The following is an 18,888-nucleotide window of genomic DNA, read 5'->3' as shown; positions in this document are numbered from 1 at the left end:
TCAGCGGCGGTAGTTGAGCAGCCGCAGGATGATGAAGGCGGGGATGACGATCGTCGCGCCGAGCAACAGGTAGCGACCGACCGATCCGAGCGCGGCAAAGCCGGTGCGCCACAGTTCGCGGAAGAAATCCTGGATCGCGTAGAAGACGTCGATCGGATACCAGTGGAAGGCGCTCATGACGAAGCCGACGATGAGCGACACCACGAGCAGCTTGACGATGGTGCGGCCGATCGTATCGCCCAAGAATCTGTTTGCCTGATCCGACATCGGATGGTCTCCTGTTTGGCGCTTCAAATAAGGCCTCTTGCGCGCGGCTGCAAGGTTTTCGCCGTCCGCAACCGCCGTCGGATAAAATTCCACTTGTATTTTTTTATGACTTCGGTCATTGCCGCGCATCCCTTACTCCTCGGAACCCATTGCATGCAGGCGCATCAGCTTTCCTCGGGCGATATCATTGCCGACCGCCGGGCGGACTACGCTCGCATGCTGGACGAGGGTGGCGAGCCCGCGAGCGCGGCCGAGCTGATGGAGCAGGCGCTGGAGATCGCGCCGGTCTGGGCGGCCGGCTGGTTTCGCCTGGCCGAATACCGGGAAAAGGCCGGCAATGGCGAAGGCGCCATCGCCGCGCTCGACCGGGTGCGCGGGCTCGACCCCGACGACATGTTCGGCGCGGCGCTGAAACTGGCGCTGCTCGGCGGCATCGCCGTTCCCGAACAGCCCCCGACCGCCTACGTCGAACGCCTGTTCGACGACTATGCCGGTCATTTCGACGAGGCGCTGGTCGAGCGGCTGGACTACAGCGTGCCGAAGAAGCTGAGCGACGTCATCCGCCGCACGCTCGGCAAGAACTGCCGCTTCGCGCTCGCTGTCGATCTCGGCTGCGGAACCGGCCTGTTCGGCGAGGAAATCCGCGACTGCGTCGAGCGCCTCGAAGGGTTTGATCTCTCCACCAACATGCTGGCCAAGGCGGAGGAAAAGCGGGTCTATGACCTGCTGGAACAGGCGGATCTGTCGGTCGGCCCGGATGATTGCGGCCTGTTCTCCGAAGATTTGTCGCGCCATCGCGCCGGTCTCGTCAGTGCTGCAGACGTGCTGATGTATCTCGGCAATCTGGAAAACTTCTTCTCGCTCGCCGCCGAGATTTCTGCGCCCGGCGCAATCGTCGCCTTCTCGGTCGAGGATGCCGGGGCGGGCGAGGGGTTCCGGCTGCTGGAATCCCTGCGATACGCCCACAGCGAGGCCTACCTGAAGTCGCTCTGCGCAGCCAACGGCCTGCAGATTCTGGCGTTGGAAAAGACCGTGATCCGCATGGATGCCGGTCAGCCGGTGCACGGAATTCTGATTGTTTCGGAAAAGCCGGTCTGACAAATTGTGTGCAATGCACAATAGGTCAACATTACTTACATATTTCGCTTGATTCAGGTCTTCTTTAGGGAGACAATCGCGACAACTTCACTCCATGGGAACTGATGTCGTGGCGCAGATCAAACGCGTGCTTGGTATTTTCAATACGGAACCGTCGAAGCACTCGGTCGCCGAAGACGCCCAGGGCATCTTCTTCGGCTGCATGATGGCAGCCCTTGGCCTGTATTTCCTGAACAAGGTCGGCATTCTGATCGGCGGCACCGCCGGCGTCGCCTTTCTCATTCACTACGCCACCGGCATGAACTTCGGACTGCTGTTCTTCCTGGTGAACCTGCCGTTCTATTATCTCTCCTTCCGCCGCATCGGGCTTGCCTTCTCCGTGAAGACCTTCATCGCCATCGCGGTCACCTCGGGGCTGACCGAAATCGAATCCCGCTTCCTCGATATCAACTATCTCGATCCCATCTGGGGCGCGGTGCTGGGCGGCCTTCTCGTCGGCTTCGGACTGCTGGCGCTCTATCGCCACCGCGCCAGCCTCGGCGGCATCGGCATTCTCGCCGTCTACCTGCAGGATCACTTCGGCTGGCGCGCCGGCCTCGTGCAGATGGCGTTCGACGCGATTATCCTCGTCCTGTCCTTTCTCGTCCTCACCCCCTTCATCGTCTTCTGCTCGGTGGTCAGCGCGGTGGTGCTGAACTTCTTCGTCGCCATCAATCACCGCTCGGACCGCTACGTCGTGTTGCGATAGGCGGTAAGGGCGGATAAGCCTTCGAGAAACGTGAGCGAAGGATCAACGGCATGGGCGTGAAGCCGAATTTCAAGAGCTACATGCAGTCGACGTCCGACCGGCATTCGCTGCTGGAGGATGCGCAGGGCATTCTCGCCGGCAGCATGCTGGCGACCCTCGGCGTGATCCTGCTCGGCAAGGCAGGGCTGCTGACCGGCGGTGCCGCCGGCCTCGCATTCCTGGCCCATTACCTGACGGGCGTCAGCTTTGGCGTCGCCTTCTTTGTCATCAACCTGCCCTTCTACTATCTCGCGTTCCGGCGGCTGGGGCTTTCCTTCACGGTCAAGACCTTTACCGCGATCGCGCTGACCTCCGCTCTGACGGAAGTGGTGCCGCGCTTCATCGTCTTCTCGGACGTCAATCCGCTTGTTGGCGCTTTGTTCGGCGGGCTGGTGATCGGCTCCGGCATGCTCGCACTCTTCCGGCACCGCGCCAGCCTCGGCGGCGTCGGCATCCTGGCGCTCTACCTGCAGGACCGTTTCGGCTGGCGGGCCGGCTTCGTGCAGCTGGGGATCGACCTCTGCATCCTCAGCGCCTCGTTCTTCGTCGCCTCGCCCTTCATCATCGCCTGCTCGGTTGCCGGTGCGGTCACCCTCAACATGGTGCTGGCCATCAACCATCGCTCCGACCGCTACATTGCGATGTAGACGCCGCTTCCCGAAAGCCACCGGGCGTCCTAGTTTCGCTTTGTGAGCGTCGCTGATTCCGATACCGGCCCGAAGGCCACCGTCCTGCCGCAGCGTTTCCGCGACTGGTTCGCCGGACGCGGCTGGTCGCCGCGCGCCCATCAGTTGGAACTCCTCTCGCGGGCAGAGGCGGGGGAGAGCACGCTGCTGATCGCACCGACCGGTGCCGGCAAGACGCTTGCCGGCTTCCTGCCGTCGCTCGTCGAACTGGATGCGCGCGGGAAAGCAAAGCCCGGCGAAGCCTTTCGCGGCATCCACACGCTCTACATTTCTCCCCTGAAGGCGCTGGCCGTCGATATCGAGCGTAATCTGGCCCGTCCCGTGGCCGAGATGGGGCTGCCGGTGACGATCGAAAATCGCACCGGCGACACGCCGCAGGGCAAGCGTCAGCGCCAGAAGCTCAATCCGCCCGATATTCTGCTGACGACGCCCGAACAATTGGCGCTGCTGATCGCCGCCAAGGATGCGGCGCGCTTCTTCAAGGACCTGAAGTTCATCGTGCTCGACGAGCTGCACTCGCTGGTCACCTCCAAGCGCGGCCATCTGCTCTCGCTCGGCCTTGCGCGCGTCCGGTCTCTGGCGCCCGGCGTCCGGTCGATCGGCCTGTCGGCGACGGTCGCCGATCCGATGGATCTGCAGACATGGCTGGTCGGGCAGGAGGGGAATGATCATCATCACGCCGGCCTGGTGACCGTCGCCGGCGGCGCCAAGCCGATCATCAGCATCCTGAAGACCGAAGAGCGCATCCCCTGGTCCGGACATTCCGCCCGCTACGCCATTCCCGATGTCTACGAGGCGATCAAGCAACACGGTACGACGCTGCTTTTCGTCAACACCCGGTCGCAGGCGGAAATGCTGTTCCAGGAGCTCTGGACGATCAACGAGGACAATCTGCCGATCGCGTTGCATCACGGCTCGCTCGATGTCGGTCAGCGCCGCAAGGTCGAAGCGGCCATGGCCGAGAACCGGCTCCGCGCCGTGGTCGCCACGTCGACGCTGGATCTCGGCATCGACTGGGGCGACGTCGATCTCGTCGTCCATGTCGGCGCGCCGAAGGGCGCCAGCCGTCTGGCCCAGCGCATCGGTCGCGCCAATCACCGCATGGACGAGCCGAGCCGCGCCATCCTGGTTCCGGCCAACCGCTTCGAGGTGATGGAATGCCAGGCCGCCCTCGATGCAAACTATCTCGGAGCACAGGATACGCCGCCGGTCGGCGAGGGCGCGCTCGACGTGCTCGCCCAGCATGTCCTCGGCATGGCCTGCGCCGATCCCTTCGACGCCGACGCACTGTTTGCGGAGGTCAGGAGCGCGTCGCCCTACCGCAATCTCGACCGGGAGACCTTCGACCGCATCGTCGAGTTCGTGGCGACCGGCGGCTATGCGCTGAAGACCTACGAGCGCTACGCCCGTATCCGCAAGACCGCCGACGGGCTCTGGCGCGTCTCCAATCCGCAGGTGGCCCAGCAATACCGGCTGAACCTCGGCACGATCGTCGAGATGCCGATGCTGAACGTCCGCCTGGTCAAGCGCAACGCGCTCGGCAGTCTCGGGCGCGGCGGCATGACGCTCGGCAAGGTCGAGGAGTATTTCCTGGAATCGATGACGCAGGGCGACACATTCCTGTTCTCCGGCAAGGTGCTGCGCTTCGAAGGCATCCGCGAGAACGAGTGCCTCGTGTCGAATGCCTTCTCGCTGGACCCGAAGATCCCGGCCTATGCCGGCGGCAAGTTCCCACTTTCGACCTATCTCGCCGAGCAGGTGCGCGCCATGCTCGCCGATCCGGATCGCTGGAAGGACTTGCCCGATCAGGTGCGCGACTGGCTGTCGATCCAGAAGGACAAGTCGATCCTGCCGAAGCGCGACGAACTGCTGATCGAGACCTTTCCGCGCTCAAGCCGCTTCTACATGGTGGTCTACGCCTTCGAAGGCCGGCTGGCGCACCAGACCCTCGGCATGCTTTTGACGCGGCGCCTCGAGCGCGCCGGCGCCAAGCCGCTCGGCTTCGTCGCCACGGACTATGCGCTGGCGGTCTGGGGGCTTGAGGACATGGGCATCATGATCCGCAGCGGTCGCCTCAGCCTTGCCGCACTCTTCGACGAGGACATGCTCGGCGACGATCTGGAGGCGTGGCTCTCCGAATCCTGGATGCTGAAGCGCACCTTCCGCACCTGCGCCGTCATCGCCGGCCTGATCGAGAAACGCCATCCCGGCAAGGAAAAGACCGGGCGGCAGGTGACTGTCTCGGCGGATCTGATCTATGACGTGCTACGCAGCCACGAGCCCGACCATATATTGCTCGAGGCGACCCGGCGCGATGCCGCGACGGGCCTTTTGGATATCGGCCGGCTTGGCGATATGCTGAAGCGAATCAAGGGTCACATCACCCACCGGGCGCTCGAGCACATCTCGCCGCTCGCCGTGCCGGTGATGCTGGAGATCGGCAAGGAGCCGGTCGCCGGCGAAGCGCAGGACGCCGTGCTGGCGGAAGCGGCCGACGACCTGATCCGCGAAGCCATGGAATAGACGAGGGTTGGAAACCGGAATGAACCGCCTCGCTTTGGCACAACAGACGCAAACGCTGCCGGCTCCGCTCTGCGCGGAAATCTCCGTGAACGGCGTTGCCGCGGTGTGCGATCCGCTCGGCGCGCTGTTTCTGCCCGATCTGTCGCTGCTGGTGGTCTCCGACCTGCATCTGGAAAAGGGTGCGGCCTACGCCCGTCGCGGCTCGCTTCTGCCGCCCTACGACACGCTGGCGACGCTGAAGATCCTGTCGGCCGTCATCGCCCGCTATGACCCGTCGATCGTCGTCAGTCTCGGCGACAATTTCCATGACCGCGTCGGCTCTGCCGAAATGCCGGCGATGTTCCGCGAGCTGATCGGCGCGATGGCGCGCGGGCGCGAATGGATCTGGATCAACGGCAACCACGATCCGGACGGCACGGTCGACCTGCCGGGGCGCTCGGCTGACGAAATCCTCTATGGCGGGCTGGTCTTCCGCCACGAGCCGTTGGGCTCGGAAGCGGCGGGCGAGATCGCCGGCCACCTTCATCCGGCGGCGACGGTGCGGCGTCGTGAGAAATCCGTCCGGCGCCCTTGCTTTGCCAGCGACGGCAAGCGCCTGCTGATGCCGGCCTTCGGTGTCATGTCCGGCGGACTCGATCTGAGGCACATGGCGTTTCGCGGCATTTTCGACAAGCCGGCCCTGACCGCTCACCTGCTCGGCCGCGACCGCATCTATTCGGTGCGCTACGACAAGCTGTCGGGCTGACGTCCATCAATCCTTGCGGAAGATCAGGCTGGCGAGCCATCCGGTGATCGCCGCGATCAGCACGGCAAACAGGCCGTAGAGATAGGGGCGCTGGTGCGCCGCATCCGTCAGCATCTGCTCGAGGCCGGTCTTCACCACCCGCAGCGGCACGGTCTTGTCGGCGATCAGCTCGCCGCTCTTGTAGAGATAGGCATGGACCGTATGAACGCCGTTCGGGACGTTCGCCGGTATCCGGAGCGTGGCCTTGAAGAGGCTGGAGCTAATGAAGCTCACGCCGCTCGCATCGCGCTGGTAGAGGCCATGCTGCTCCTTCAGCCGCCGCAACGCCTGGCGAAATTCGTTCAGCCGCGCGCCGTCGCCGATATAGCCGACCGGGACGAGAGGGATATGGTTGATGCCGACCGGATTGTCCGGCTGCAGGGGCGTGATCGTTTCCGCGTCGAGCGCCCGCGAGCTGGACAGCGAATAGGATTCCGGCACCTTCTCGAACGTCATCGAATAACGGTTCACCCAGATGCCGAACATCCGTTCCTTTTCGCGAACGGTCGCCTCGGTCTTCGGTCCCTCCAGCGCGACGATGATGTCGTACTGGCCGATGGCGAGCAGAAGGTTATCGGCATTGGCGATCGCGCCGAAGATCGTCAGGTCGGCGCCGTTGAAGTCCGACGTGATGGCGATCTCGTTCGTCGAGGTGCCGATGTCGAGCGATTCCTTGACGTCCAGCGTCTGGCCGGGCAGCACCTGCGCGGTCGCTGCCGTCGCGAGCGCGAAAAGCATGCACAGCGAGACGAGGGGAGCGAGACGGGTCAACCGAAGCCTCCCTGGACAACCGAGAACAGGTCTTCCGGCTTCACCACCAGCGAAATCGCCAGGCGCAGGCCGACGGCAAGCACCAGAAGCGCCAGGAGGGCGCGCAGCTGTTCGCCGCGCAGCTTCTGCCCGACGCGCACGCCGTACTGCGCGCCGATGACGCTCGCCACCATCAGGATGGCCGCCAGCACGATGTCGACGGAATAATTGGTCGCGGCCTGGATGAAGGTCGTATAGGCCGAGACGAAGATGATCTGGAACAGCGACGTTCCGACGACCACGTTCGTCGGAATGCGCAGGAGGTAGATCATCGCCGGCACCAGGATGAAGCCGCCGCCGATACCCATAGGCGTCAGCAGGCCGATCATGAAGCCGAGCGTTATCACCGGAATGACGCTGAGATAGATCTTCGACTTCTTGAACCGCATCTTCAGCGGCAGGCCGTGAATCCAGTTGTGGTGGCCGGGACGGCGCAGCGGCACTTTCTCGCTGTTGCGGGCGCGTCTCAGAGCCCGCACGCTCTCCCACATCATCAGCGATCCGATGGTGCTGAGCAGGACGACGTAGAGCAGGGCGATGATCAGGTCGATCTGGCCGAGCTTGCGCAGGATGACAAAGATCCACACGCCGACGGTCGCTCCGGCGAGACCGCCGACCAGCAACAGACTGCCGAGCTTGAGATCGAGTGTCCCTCGCCGGAAATGCGTCATGGCCCCGGAAATGGAGGAGGCGACGACCTGGTTTGCGCCCGTGGCGACCGCGACGACCGGCGGAATGTTGTAGAAGATCAGCAGAGGCGTGATCAGGAACCCGCCGCCGACGCCGAACATCCCGGACAGGAAGCCGACAGCGGCTCCCATGCCGAGGATCACGAAAATATTGACCGACAATTCCGCGATAGGCAGGTAAACTGTCACGGTCGGATCCCTAGGAACGAATGATGCCTGCAGATACAGGCTTTGGAGGCTGGTGGCGTGCCCGGCACCGGCAACTTTACTTCTCATTACGGCACAAATGTTGCCATGACGTTGACGATACCGGATTTTGTCATGCGCCCGGTACCGATCCGTGTCAATTGCCGACGAAAGATGTTCTGCCTTTAGGAAGAGACTGGAAAAGAAAAAGCCGGACTGTGGAGCCCGGCTTTTGAGAAGTTACTTGTTGAGGGCGAGAATTTCCCGGACGAATTCGTCGGTAATCTTGCCGGTGGGTTCCTGTCCGTGCTTGGTCTGGAAGGCCTTGATGGCGGCGACGGTCTTGCCGCCCATCTGCCCGTCGACCGGACCGGCGTCGAAGCCGTTCTTGTTGAGCAGCGCCTGGATGTTGCGGATCGCCTTGCCCATGTCGACGGTGGCGGTCTTCAGGCCCTTGCCGGCCCATTCGTCCGGAACCTCGATGGAGTTGGCGTTGTCGTCCAGCGGTTCCGGCTTCCAGAGTTCGACTTCTGCCTTGGCGGCATCGATCTGGTCGGGGCGCATGGCATTGGCCACTTCGTCGCGCTTCTGGGCGGCGTCCTTGTCGCCGTCCTTCGCCGCGATCGTGAACCACTTGTAGGACTCCTCGAGGCTCTGCTTCACGCCGCTGCCGCGGGCATAAAGGATGGCGAGGTTGAACTGGCTGTCGGCGACGCCCATGTTGGCGGCCTTCTCGAACCAGGTCGCGGCGGCACCGAAGTCCGGCGCGCCGAAGGCGCCGGAGGCGAGCAGGACGGCGAGATTGTGCATCGAGCTGGCATTGCCGGCCTCGGCGGCCTTTTCATAATACTCGCGTGCCTTGTTCATGTCGGTGGCGACACCGCTGCCCTTCTCGTAGAGATTGGCAAGCCGGTATTCCGCCGGAGCGAAGCCGCGGTCGGCGGACAGCTTGTACCAGACGGCTGCCTGTTCCATGCTGGTCTTCACGCCGCGGCCTTCCGAATAGCGCGCACCGATTTCGAAGAGCGCCAGCGGGTCGCCGCTCTTGGCGGCTTCGACCAGCGACGGTGGCGAAATCTCGCTCGGCACGACGATTTCCGGCTGCGCGGCTACGGCCGGAGCGGCGGAAGCCGGCTCAGCCGCGGCATCCTGGTTCATGTCAGCCATGGCCGGCTGCGTGGCGTCGTCCACAGGTCCTGCGGCAGCGCCTGACTGGCTGCCATCCTGCGGCAGCGGTGCAAGTTCCGACTTGTCGCCGGTCGGCGCCGCATCGGCCGGAGCTGATTCCTGCATCTGGTCGGGCTGCGGTGCAGTCGCCTCGGGGGCTGCCGGTGCGTCGGCCTGCGGAGCGTCCATGGTTGCGGTCGCCGGTGCCTCTGCCGGAGCGATGGCCTGTTCCTCGATCTGCGGCGCCTTGGCCCCGTTCAGAAGCGTGTTGACCAGCGGCATGGCCATGACGACCAGCAGCACGGCGCCTGCGGCAAGCAGGACCGGGCGGCGGTATTTCGCCATGAGCGACGTGCCGTCGGAAGACTTCGCAGCCTTGACGGTCTTCTCGGCCTTCACCTTTTCCGGCGCGGCCGCCTTCGTCTTGCCCTTCTTCACCTTCGGCGAGCGGGGCTTTTCCTGTTCATCCCGTGCGGCCTCAACCTCCATGGCGGCAGCCTGGGCGGCGCGGCGGGCGGCGGCGATATAGTCCGGCGTGCCCGGCTCGATGTCTTGACCGGCCGGCCGGTCCTTCTTCTGGCTGGCGCGCACGCGGGCCATGATCTTCTTGACGTCGGGCGCGCCGGAGCCGGGCTCCAAAAGCAGGTTGCCTTCGTCCGAATCGATCAGGTCGTCGCCGGGATCGATCGATGGCGACGGGTCGATCGGGGTGCGTTCTTCCTTCCGCGACGGCATGAGGCGCTTGCCGATGCCGGAAAGCAGGCTCGCCTTCTGCGCCGGCTCCTCGAGAGTCGCGACATCGGCGGCCATGCTGCGGTCGGCGACGACGTCCTCGTCGTGGCGACGGCCGAAATGCCGCGGCTCCTCCGGCACATCGTCGAAGGCGGCCTCGGGCTCGGCGGCAAACTGCGGCGCGGCTTCCGTCTGGTAGTCGCGGGCGGCCGGAGCACGGACCTGCCCGCCCTGGCGGATGCCGGCGTCGAGGTGATCCAGCCGCTCGGCGATCTGGATCAGCGTCTCGTGAAGGGCGCCGAAGGTCTGCTGCGTACGCTCCTCGGAATTGCGGCTGAGGGATTCGAGGTTCTTCAGGTCCTGCGTCAGGCCGACCAGCGCCGACATGTCGGCGCCGCCCGGCTGTCCGCCGCTGCGGGCATAGGCTTCGAGAACGGATTCGGCGGCCTGGCGTGCGGCCTCGATGATATATTCGTCGTTGGTGGTGATGTAGTCCTCGATCGCGGCCATGCGCTGGTCGAAGTCGCTCGGCAGGCCACTGCCGCCAGCCGGCTGCAGGTCCTGCATGAGGGCCGAAAGATTGGCGATCTGCTCTTCGAGCGTTTCCAGTCCGGCGGCGGCCGAGATCGGCCGTGCGGACTGTTCGTCGAGGCGCTTGGCAATGCCGGCAAGCCGGTCTTCGAGCCGCTGGATGGCGGCGCCATCGAACCCGGCGTCGGATGCGGCCGGCATCTGCAGTTCGTCGATCTGGCGGGCAAGGGCGTCGAGCCGTGCGGTGATCGCATCGCTCAGCTCACCGCCCCCGACGGCGTCGATCTTGGTGGAGATCTCGGTCAGATAATCACTGATACCGTCGGCAATCCCGAATGCCTGGGACTGCTCGATGAGCTGCGCCAGATGGTCGAGGCGCTCCTCGAGCCGTGCAGCGGCTTCGATGTTGGCGAGATCCTCGATGCGTTCGGCCATCGCCTCGATGCGTGCGGCGAGGACGTCGGTTTCGCCGGGACGGCTGTCGAGCGAGCGGCTGATGCCGTCGATCTGCGAGGCGAGACCGGCAATCCGGTCGTCCAGCCGCTCGATCATCCGGCTGTCTTCCGGGTGGCGTGCCGTCTGCGGCCCGTCAATGAGTGCCGCCGCGATGTCTTCCATCCGGCTGTTGAGCGCGGCGAACTGCTCGTCGATCGAATGATCGGGGCGCATGTGGTTGCCAAGCTGCTCGACCGCGCTGGCGATCACCATGAGCTTGTCTTCGAGCGCATGGACAGCCGGCGAGGAATTCAGGCTGGAGATCTGCATCTTGATGTCGTCGATGCGGTAGGCGAGCGCCATGATGTCGTCTTTGACATTGATGCCGTCAAAGGCCTGCATCCGGTTCTCGAACAAGGCGAGATGGTCCTGCATGCGATTGACGTCGTCCTGGCGTGCCATGCTGTCGAGAGCGGTGCGCAGCCCCTGGAACTCGGCCCGCAGTTCTTCGGCCTGGCGCGGCGCGGCCTGGGCGGAGAGGCGGTCGACTCGGTCGGCGAGATGGGCAAGCTCGCTGCGGATTTCGGATGCATAGCGCGGATCGGAGGCGTCGGCCTTCAGTGCCCTCAGGTCGTTGCGCATGGCCGTCATTTCGCGGGCGACGCCGTCGGCGATGTCGCGCTTCAACTCGTGACGCAGCGCCTGAAGCGTGTCGGTGATGTCCGGCTGGGCCGCATGGGCGGCAGCCGGCATCGGCGCGGACGCCCGGGTCGGTTCGACGGCGGGACGCCGGTTGCCAAGCGGCGGCCGCGGCGAGGGTGCGGCAACCGGGCCGCGTCCGGCCTCCAGCGAACGCTGGCGCTCGAGAATTTCGTCGACCGGATTGAAGCGTCGGGCGGAGGGAGAAGCCTGGCGGACGTCGGCTGCGTCGCGCGGCCAGTCGGCGGCCTCGGTCCTTGCGGCGCGGGAAGAGCCCTTGGCCGGATCCTTGCGGCCTGCCGCTCCCATGAGCCCCTCGATGCGCGCTTCCAGCCCTTCAATCGTCTTGCTGAGCGCGTCGAGCGGCGATTGCTCGCCGTGGCGTGTGGAAGTCAATCGCGATCCGGTCATATGTCTGCTCGCTTCGAGTTCTGGCGGTTGCCCCGGCCGCCCTGCCGTATCCTGGCATGGAGGCTTGTTGGTGATGCAGCTGATCCTCGCCGGAACAATCATGCTCCTTCGCGGCTTCCCGAAAAACGCAAGACAGGGAAAGGGCGCGGTACGCCACATCGTTTCGCGTAGCATTCGCCAAACGTGGTAAATAAGCCGTTAACCCAGGTCGAAATTTTTTAACCTTTGACGGCCCATGCGTGCGGCATCGGGATATGCGACACTGCTGTCCTGGCTACCTGCGTCATGCTCCTCGAACAAATTTTTGATGTAGGCGATTATTTGACGTTTACGCAAACGTCAAAATTTTGTAATAGCCAGTGTGAGGAAACGAGTCCGGGTCAGCCCGGTGGAGGACTATAGGCGATGCCGATCTACAAAGCTCCCGTCGAGGATACGCTTTTCATTCTTAACAACGTGCTCGGTCTGGAGCGTTACAACAACCTGCCGGGCTTCGCCGATGCGACGCCCGATATGCTGGAAGCCATCACCGGCGAGGCAGCGAGGCTCGCGGAAGAAGAGCTTTTCCCTCTGAACCTGTCCGGCGACCAGGAAGGCTGCACGCGCCACGATGACGCGACCGTCTCGACGCCGAAGGGTTTCAAGCAGGCCTACGACCTCTACTGTCAGGGCGGCTGGATGGGGCTCGCATCCCCCGAGGAATTCGGCGGTCAGGGGCTTCCCTACACGCTGCACGTCGCAGTCGGCGAATATCTCTCCTCTGCTAACCTGTCGCTGATGATGTATCCGGGCCTCACCCAGGGCGCCGTCGCGGCCATCCTCGTGCATGGCTCGGACGAGCAGAAGCAGACCTATGTGCCGAAGATGCTGGAAGGCACCTGGACCGGCACGATGAACCTGACGGAGCCGCATTGCGGCACCGATCTCGGCCTGCTGCGCACCAAGGCGGTGCCGCAGGGCGATGGCAGCTACAAGATTTCCGGTCAGAAGATCTTCATCTCGGCCGGCGAACACGACATGGCGGACAATATCGTCCATCTGGTGCTGGCCCGCATCGAGGGCGCGCCGGAAGGCACCAAGGGCATCTCGCTCTTCATCGTGCCCAAATTCATGGTCAAGGAAGACGGTTCGCTCGGCGAGCGCAACGGTGTGACCTGCGGCGCGATCGAGCACAAGATGGGCATTCACGGCAACGCCACCTGCGTCATGAACTATGACGAGGCGACCGGCTACCTGATCGGTGCGGAGAACAAGGGCCTTGCGGCCATGTTCGTGATGATGAACGAGGCCCGCCTCGGCGTTGCCCTGCAGGGCCTCTGCGTCTCCGAAATCGCCTACCAGAATGCCGCGAACTATGCCCGCGAACGCATTCAGGGTCGGGCGCTGACGGGTCCGAAGGATCCGGACAAGAAGGCCGATCCGATCATCGTCCATCCCGACATCCGTCGCACGCTTCTGACCATCCGCGCCTTCAACGAAGGCGAGCGCGCCTTCGTGCTGTGGAGCGCGCTGAAGTCCGACATCGCCCATCGCTCGGGTGATGCCGCCGAACGCCAGGCAGCGGAAGACGTCCTCGGGCTGATGACGCCGATCCTCAAGGGCATGATGACGGACAAGGGCTTCGACCATGCCGTTCAGGCGCAGCAGGTCTTCGGCGGTCACGGCTACATCGAGGAACACGGCATGAGCCAGTATGTCCGCGATGCGCGCATCACCATGATCTACGAAGGCGCCAACGGCATCCAGGCGCTCGACCTCGTCGGCCGCAAGCTCGGCCTGAACGGCGGTCGCGCCGTCATGGCGATGTTCAAGGAAATCGGCGATTTCTGCGAGGAAAATCGCGACGACGAGGCGCTGGGCTTCTACACCAAGCACCTGAAGAAGGGCCTGAACGACCTGCAGGCGGCCACCATGTGGTTCATGCAGAACGCCATGGCCAAGCCCGACAATGCCGGCGCCGGCTCGACCGACTACATGCATCTCTTCGGTCTGGTCATGCTCGGCTACATGTGGGCGCAGATGGCCAAGGCCGCCAATGAAGGGCTTGCCTCGGGCGATGCCGACAAGGCGGACTTCTACAACAACAAGCTTCTGACCGCCCGCTTCTACATGGAGCGCATCATGCCGGAAACCGCGCTGCGCAAAGCCCGCATCGAAACCGGTGCCGACACCGTGATGGCGATGGCGGCCGACGCATTTTGAGGGTTTGGGGTTGCCGCAGGTGCGCGGCGACCCCACCCTTCTATCCAAGAATTCGAGGCCGCGGTGATGACCGCCGCTGAACGGCCAGGGAGATGAAACATGACCGACGTATTTATCTACGACCACGTGCGCACGCCGCGCGGACGCGGCAAGAAGGACGGCTCGCTGCACGAAGTGCCGACGCCGCGCCTGGCCGCCAAGACGCTGGAAGCGCTGCGTGACCGCAACGGCCTCGACACCGAAACCGTCGACGACATCATTTTCGGCTGCGTCGATCCGGTCTTCGAAGCCGGCGCCGTGATCCCGAAGGCAGCCGCCTTCGAGGCCGGCTATTCCAACAAGGCGCCCGGCATGCAGATCTCGCGCTTCTGCGCCTCCGGTCTCGATGCCATCAACTTCGGCGCCGGCAAGATCGCGCAGGGCGCGGACGACATCGTCATTGCCGGTGGCGTGGAAAGCATGTCGCGCATCGGTCTCGGCATGTCCGGCGGCGCCTGGTACATGGACCCGTCGGTCAATTTCCCGGCCTACTTCATGCCGCAGGGCGTTTCCGCCGACCTGATCGCCACCAAATACGGCTTCTCCCGCGATGACGTCGACGCCTATGCGGTCGAGAGCCAGAAGCGCGCGGCGAATTCCTGGGAAAAGGGGTATTTCAAGAATTCGGTCATTCCGGTCAAGGACCAGAACGGCCTCACCATTCTCGCCCATGACGAACACATGCGTCCGGGCACCGACATGCAGGGACTGGCGAGCCTCAATCCCTCCTTCCAGATGCCGGGCGAAATGGGCGGCTTCGAAGCCGTCGCCATCCAGGCCCATCCGGAAATCGAGAAGATCAACTACGTTCACCACGCCGGCAATTCATCGGGCATCGTCGATGGTGCCGCCGCCGTGCTGATCGGCTCGAAGGCGGGCGGCGAGAGCATGGGGATCAAGCCCCGTGCCCGCATCCGTGCCTTTGCCAATATCGGCTCCGATCCGGCCCTCATGCTGACCGGCCCGGTCGACGTCACCGAAAAGCTCCTGAAGCGTTCGGGCATGACGATGGCCGATATCGACCTGTTCGAACTGAACGAGGCATTCGCCGCCGTCGTGCTGCGCTTCATGCAGCACTTCGACGTCTCGCACGACAAGATGAACGTCAACGGCGGCGCGATTGCCATGGGCCATCCGCTCGGCGCGACCGGTGCGATGATCCTCGGCACGGTGCTCGACGAACTTGAGCGCCGCGACCTGAACACCGCGCTCGTCACCCTTTGCATCGGCGCCGGCATGGGCACCGCGACCGTCATCGAACGCGTCTGATTTCGGGAGGAAACCGATGACCTATACGAATTTCAAAGTCGAAACCGACGCCGACGGTATTGCTCTCGTCACCTGGGACATGCCGGACAAGTCCATGAACGTCTTCACCGTCGAGGTGATGGACGAGATCGAGGCGATCGTCGATCAGGTGGTGGCAGACAGCGCCATCAAGGGCGCGGTCTTCACCTCCGGCAAGTGGACCTTCTCCGGCGGCGCCGACCTCACCATGCTCAAGGGCATGTTCTCGATGATCGAGGAAGAGCGCGCCAAGGATCCGGCCAATGCCACGCAGAAGCTGTTTGATGCGGCCGGCCGCATGACCTGGCTGTGGCGCAAGCTCGAGACCTGCGGCAAGCCGTGGGTGTCGGCGATCAACGGCACCTGCATGGGCGGCGCGCTCGAGCTGTCGCTCGCCTGCCACGGTCGCGTTGCCGCCAATTCCAATTCCGTCAAGATCGCGCTTCCTGAAGTCAAGGTCGGCATTTTCCCCGGCGCCGGCGGCACGCAGCGCGTGTCCCGCCTGACGGACGCCCAGTCGGCACTGCAGATGATGACCACCGGCCAGACGCTGACCGCCTCGCGCGCCAAGGCCATGGGCCTTGTCCATCAGGTCGTCGAGCCCGGCGAACTGATCAACGCCGCCAAGCAGATGATCAAGGACGGTCTGAAGCCCGTCGCTCCGTGGGACGAGAAGGGCTTCAAGGTGCCCGGCGGCGGTATCTGGACCCCGGCCGCCGCGCAGCTTTGGCCGGCCGCCACTGCGATCCTGCGCCGCGAGACGCAGGGCAATTATCCGGGTGCTCTCGCCATCCTGAAATGCGTCTATGAGGGCCTGCAGGTTCCCTTTGATACGGCATTGAGGATCGAGCAGCGTTATTTCACGCAGATCCTGCAGACGACCGAAGCCTTCTCGATGATCCGCTCGCTGTTCGTCTCCATGCAGGAGCTCGGCAAGGGTGCGCGTCGCCCGGCCGGCGTGCCGAAGACCGAGTTCAAGAAGGTCGGCGTCGTCGGCGCCGGTTTCATGGGCGCGGGCATCGCTTATGTCACCGCCAAGGCCGGCATTCCCGTGGTTCTCATCGACCGCGACCAGGAAGCCGCCGACAAGGGCAAGGCGCATTCGGAAGGCCTGGTGAAGGCCGCCATCTCCAAGGGCCGGATGACCAAGGAAGACGCCGAGGCGCTTCTCGCTCTCATCACCGCGACGCCGGATTATAACCAGCTTGCCGACGCCGATCTCGTCGTCGAAGCGGTGTTCGAGGACCGCAATGTCAAGAAGGCCGTCACCGAAGCGGTCGAGGCCGTGCTGCCGGAAGGCTCCGTCTTCGCGTCCAACACCTCGACGCTGCCGATCACGGGTCTTGCCGAGAACTCGAAGCGTCCGGAACAGTTCATCGGCGTGCATTTCTTCTCGCCGGTCGACAAGATGATGCTGACGGAAGTCATCCTCGGCGAAAAGACCGGCGACAAGGCGATTGCCGTGGCGCTCGACTACGTCGCCGCCATCAAGAAGACGCCGATCGTCGTCAACGATACGCGCGGGTTCTACGTCAACCGCTGCGTCTTCCGCTACATCAACGAAGCCTACGACATGCTGATCGAAGGCGTGCCGGCGACGATGATCGAAAATGCCGCCAAGATGGCCGGCATGCCTGTCGGTCCGCTGTCCTTGAATGATGAGGTCGCCGTCGATCTTTCCTACAAGATCATGAAGGCTTCGATCGCCGACCTCGGTCCGGCATCGGTCAAGCCGGAGCACATGGCGCTCGTTGAAAAGATGGTCGACGTGCTCGGCCGTCTTGGCCGCAAGAGCAAGGCGGGCTTCTACGAGTATCCGGAAAAGCCGGCCAAGAAGTTCCTCTGGCCGGGTCTGAAGGAGCTTTATCCGCAGAAGGCTGCAAGTGACGTTGATGTCAACGTATTGAAGCAGCGCCTGCTGGCGACCATCGCTCTGGAGGCCGCCCGTACCATGGAAGAGGGCATCGTCACCGACCCGCGCGAAGCCGATGTCGGCTCGATCCTCGGTTTCGGTTTCGCGCCCTACACCGGCGGTACGCTGTCCTATATCGACGGCATGGGCGTGAAGAATTTCGTCGCGCTTTGCGAGAAGCTCGCCGCCGAATATGGCGACCACTTCCGTCCGACACCGCTGCTTCTCGAAATGGCGGAAAAGGGCGAGACCTTCTACGGCCGCTTCAATCCCTATGGGGACGAGGCGAAGGCGGCTTGAGGGGCGCCAATCCGGATACAGCTTCGAAAGGGCCGCCGCGTGCGGCCCTTTCTACGTCTGGGGACCAATTGCATCTTTGCCGTCTAACCCTTAGTTTGCGCCTCATGAGTAACGGCGAGTATCAAGGGCCGGGCATGACATTGAAAGACAAGCGCATTCTCCTGATCATCTCCGGCGGCATCGCGGCTTACAAGAGCCTCGACCTGATCCGCCGGTTGCGCGAACGTGGCGCGTCCGTCCGTCCGGTGATGACCAAGGGGGCGGAGGAATTCGTGACGCCGCTTGCGGTCGGGGCGCTCTCGGGTGGCAAGGTCTTCACCGAACTCTTTTCGCGCGAGGAAGAACAGGACGTCGGCCATATCCGGCTGGCGCGCGAATGCGACCTGATCCTCGTCGCCCCCGCCACCGCCGACCTGATGGCGAAGATGGCGAACGGGCTTGCAAATGATCTTGCCTCCGCCGTGCTGCTGGCCGCCGATCGTCCGATTCTCGTGGCGCCTGCCATGAACCCGAAAATGTGGGCGAATAGGGCGACGGCGCGCAATGTCGAAACGCTGAAAGGCGACGGCATCCGCTTCGTCGGTCCGATGAAGGGCGAGATGGCCGAGAGCGGCGAGGCGGGTCTTGGCCGCATGGCCGAACCGCTGGAGATCGTCGCCGCGGTGGAGGCGCTGCTCGACGGTGTACCGAAGCCGCTATCCGGCAAGACGGCCATCGTCACCTCCGGCCCGACCCATGAGCCGATCGATCCCGTGCGCTATATCGCCAACCGCTCCTCGGGCCGTCAGGGCCATGCCATCGCCGCCGCTCTTGCAGCGCTGGGGGCAGAGGTGACGCTCGTGTCCGGGCCGGTGACGATAGCCGATCCGCCCGGCGTGAAGACGCAGCATGTGGAAACGGCGCGCGAGATGCTTCAAGCGGTGGAGGCGGCACTCCCTGCCGATATCGCCGTGATGGTCGCTGCCGTCGCCGACTGGCGGGTTGCGGCCTCGGCGGACGAGAAGATCAAGAAGAAGGCGGGTGACGCTCCGCCGGCGCTGCAGCTCACCGAAAACCCGGATATCCTGAAGACGGTCGGCCATCACGCCAGAAGGCCGGCGATCGTCGTCGGCTTTGCCGCGGAAACGCAGGACGTCGAGACGAACGGCCGGGCGAAGCTGGAGCGCAAGGGGGCGGATTTCATCGTCGCCAACGACGTCTCGCCGGAAACCGGCATCATGGGCGGTACGCGCAACAGCGTGAAGATCATATCGGCGGGCGGCGTGGATGCCTGGCCGGATCTCTCCAAGGAAGAGGTGGCGGCACGTCTTGCCGCCATGATTGCCGACCGGCTGGCGTAAAGG

Annotated in this window: 13 protein-coding genes; 9 read left to right on the top strand and 4 right to left on the bottom strand. The window is 64.0% G+C overall.

Annotation, left to right across the window (positions count from 1 at the left end; genetic code table 11):
• A complete protein-coding gene (locus tag ACU5AY_RS14395; RefSeq protein WP_446825391.1) occupies positions 1 to 267 on the bottom strand; it encodes a DUF6460 domain-containing protein in 267 nt (88 codons plus the stop codon).
• A 153-nt stretch (positions 268 to 420) separates the two neighbouring features.
• Between ACU5AY_RS14395 and ACU5AY_RS14390 the strand changes: the two genes are divergently transcribed.
• From ACU5AY_RS14390 to pdeM, 5 genes are all read left to right on the top strand, one after another.
• Complete coding sequence (locus tag ACU5AY_RS14390; RefSeq protein WP_446825390.1) at positions 421 to 1,365, top strand: methyltransferase domain-containing protein; 945 nt, start codon at positions 421 to 423, stop codon at positions 1,363 to 1,365.
• Positions 1,366 to 1,474: 109 nt separating this feature from the next.
• Positions 1,475 to 2,113: a YitT family protein gene (locus tag ACU5AY_RS14385; RefSeq protein ID WP_446826724.1), complete on the top strand. Its 639-nt coding sequence runs from the start codon at positions 1,475 to 1,477 to the stop codon at positions 2,111 to 2,113.
• Positions 2,114 to 2,163: 50 nt separating this feature from the next.
• Positions 2,164 to 2,799, top strand: coding sequence for a YitT family protein (locus tag ACU5AY_RS14380; protein ID WP_446826723.1), 636 nt, complete (start codon positions 2,164 to 2,166; stop codon positions 2,797 to 2,799).
• A gap of 42 nt (positions 2,800 to 2,841) precedes the next feature.
• Positions 2,842 to 5,361, top strand: a complete 2,520-nt coding sequence (locus ACU5AY_RS14375) for a ligase-associated DNA damage response DEXH box helicase (RefSeq protein WP_446826722.1) — start codon at positions 2,842 to 2,844, stop codon at positions 5,359 to 5,361.
• Between the two features lie 19 nt (positions 5,362 to 5,380).
• Positions 5,381 to 6,106: a ligase-associated DNA damage response endonuclease PdeM gene (pdeM, locus tag ACU5AY_RS14370; protein WP_446825386.1), complete on the top strand. Its 726-nt coding sequence runs from the start codon at positions 5,381 to 5,383 to the stop codon at positions 6,104 to 6,106.
• 6 nt (positions 6,107 to 6,112) lie between these two features.
• Here pdeM and ACU5AY_RS14365 read toward each other — a convergent pair whose 3' ends face one another.
• The 3 genes from ACU5AY_RS14365 to ACU5AY_RS14355 all read right to left on the bottom strand — a co-directional run bounded on the left by ACU5AY_RS14365 (position 6,113) and on the right by ACU5AY_RS14355 (position 11,790).
• The gene (locus ACU5AY_RS14365; protein WP_446829025.1) at positions 6,113 to 6,883 is read right to left on the bottom strand and encodes a TIGR02186 family protein; all 771 of its coding nucleotides are present in this window, start codon (positions 6,881 to 6,883) and stop codon (positions 6,113 to 6,115) included.
• A 29-nt stretch (positions 6,884 to 6,912) separates the two neighbouring features.
• Positions 6,913 to 7,833 carry a sulfite exporter TauE/SafE family protein gene (locus ACU5AY_RS14360; protein ID WP_446826721.1) on the bottom strand — a complete coding sequence of 307 codons (921 nt, stop codon included), beginning with the start codon at positions 7,831 to 7,833 and terminating at the stop codon, positions 6,913 to 6,915.
• Between the two features lie 237 nt (positions 7,834 to 8,070).
• Complete coding sequence (locus ACU5AY_RS14355; RefSeq protein ID WP_446826720.1) at positions 8,071 to 11,790, bottom strand: peptidoglycan-binding protein; 3,720 nt, start codon at positions 11,788 to 11,790, stop codon at positions 8,071 to 8,073.
• Positions 11,791 to 12,210: 420 nt separating this feature from the next.
• Here ACU5AY_RS14355 and ACU5AY_RS14350 point away from each other — a divergent pair, with 420 nt between their 5' ends.
• The 4 genes from ACU5AY_RS14350 to coaBC all read left to right on the top strand — a co-directional run bounded on the left by ACU5AY_RS14350 (position 12,211) and on the right by coaBC (position 18,885).
• Positions 12,211 to 14,007 (top strand): acyl-CoA dehydrogenase C-terminal domain-containing protein, encoded by a 1,797-nt coding sequence (locus tag ACU5AY_RS14350; RefSeq protein ID WP_446826719.1) that lies wholly within the window; start codon positions 12,211 to 12,213, stop codon positions 14,005 to 14,007.
• A gap of 99 nt (positions 14,008 to 14,106) precedes the next feature.
• Positions 14,107 to 15,315: an acetyl-CoA C-acetyltransferase gene (locus ACU5AY_RS14345; protein ID WP_446826718.1), complete on the top strand. Its 1,209-nt coding sequence runs from the start codon at positions 14,107 to 14,109 to the stop codon at positions 15,313 to 15,315.
• Between the two features lie 16 nt (positions 15,316 to 15,331).
• Entirely contained in the window at positions 15,332 to 17,545 is a 2,214-nt protein-coding gene (locus ACU5AY_RS14340) for an FAD-dependent oxidoreductase (RefSeq protein WP_446826717.1), read from the top strand.
• Positions 17,546 to 17,679: 134 nt separating this feature from the next.
• Positions 17,680 to 18,885, top strand: coding sequence for a bifunctional phosphopantothenoylcysteine decarboxylase/phosphopantothenate--cysteine ligase CoaBC (gene coaBC, locus ACU5AY_RS14335; RefSeq protein WP_446826716.1), 1,206 nt, complete (start codon positions 17,680 to 17,682; stop codon positions 18,883 to 18,885).
• Positions 18,886 to 18,888 lie beyond the last annotated feature (3 nt).

Source organism: Rhizobium sp. PAMB 3174 (assembly GCF_052908375.1).
This window is presented reverse-complemented; position numbering and strand designations above follow the sequence as displayed.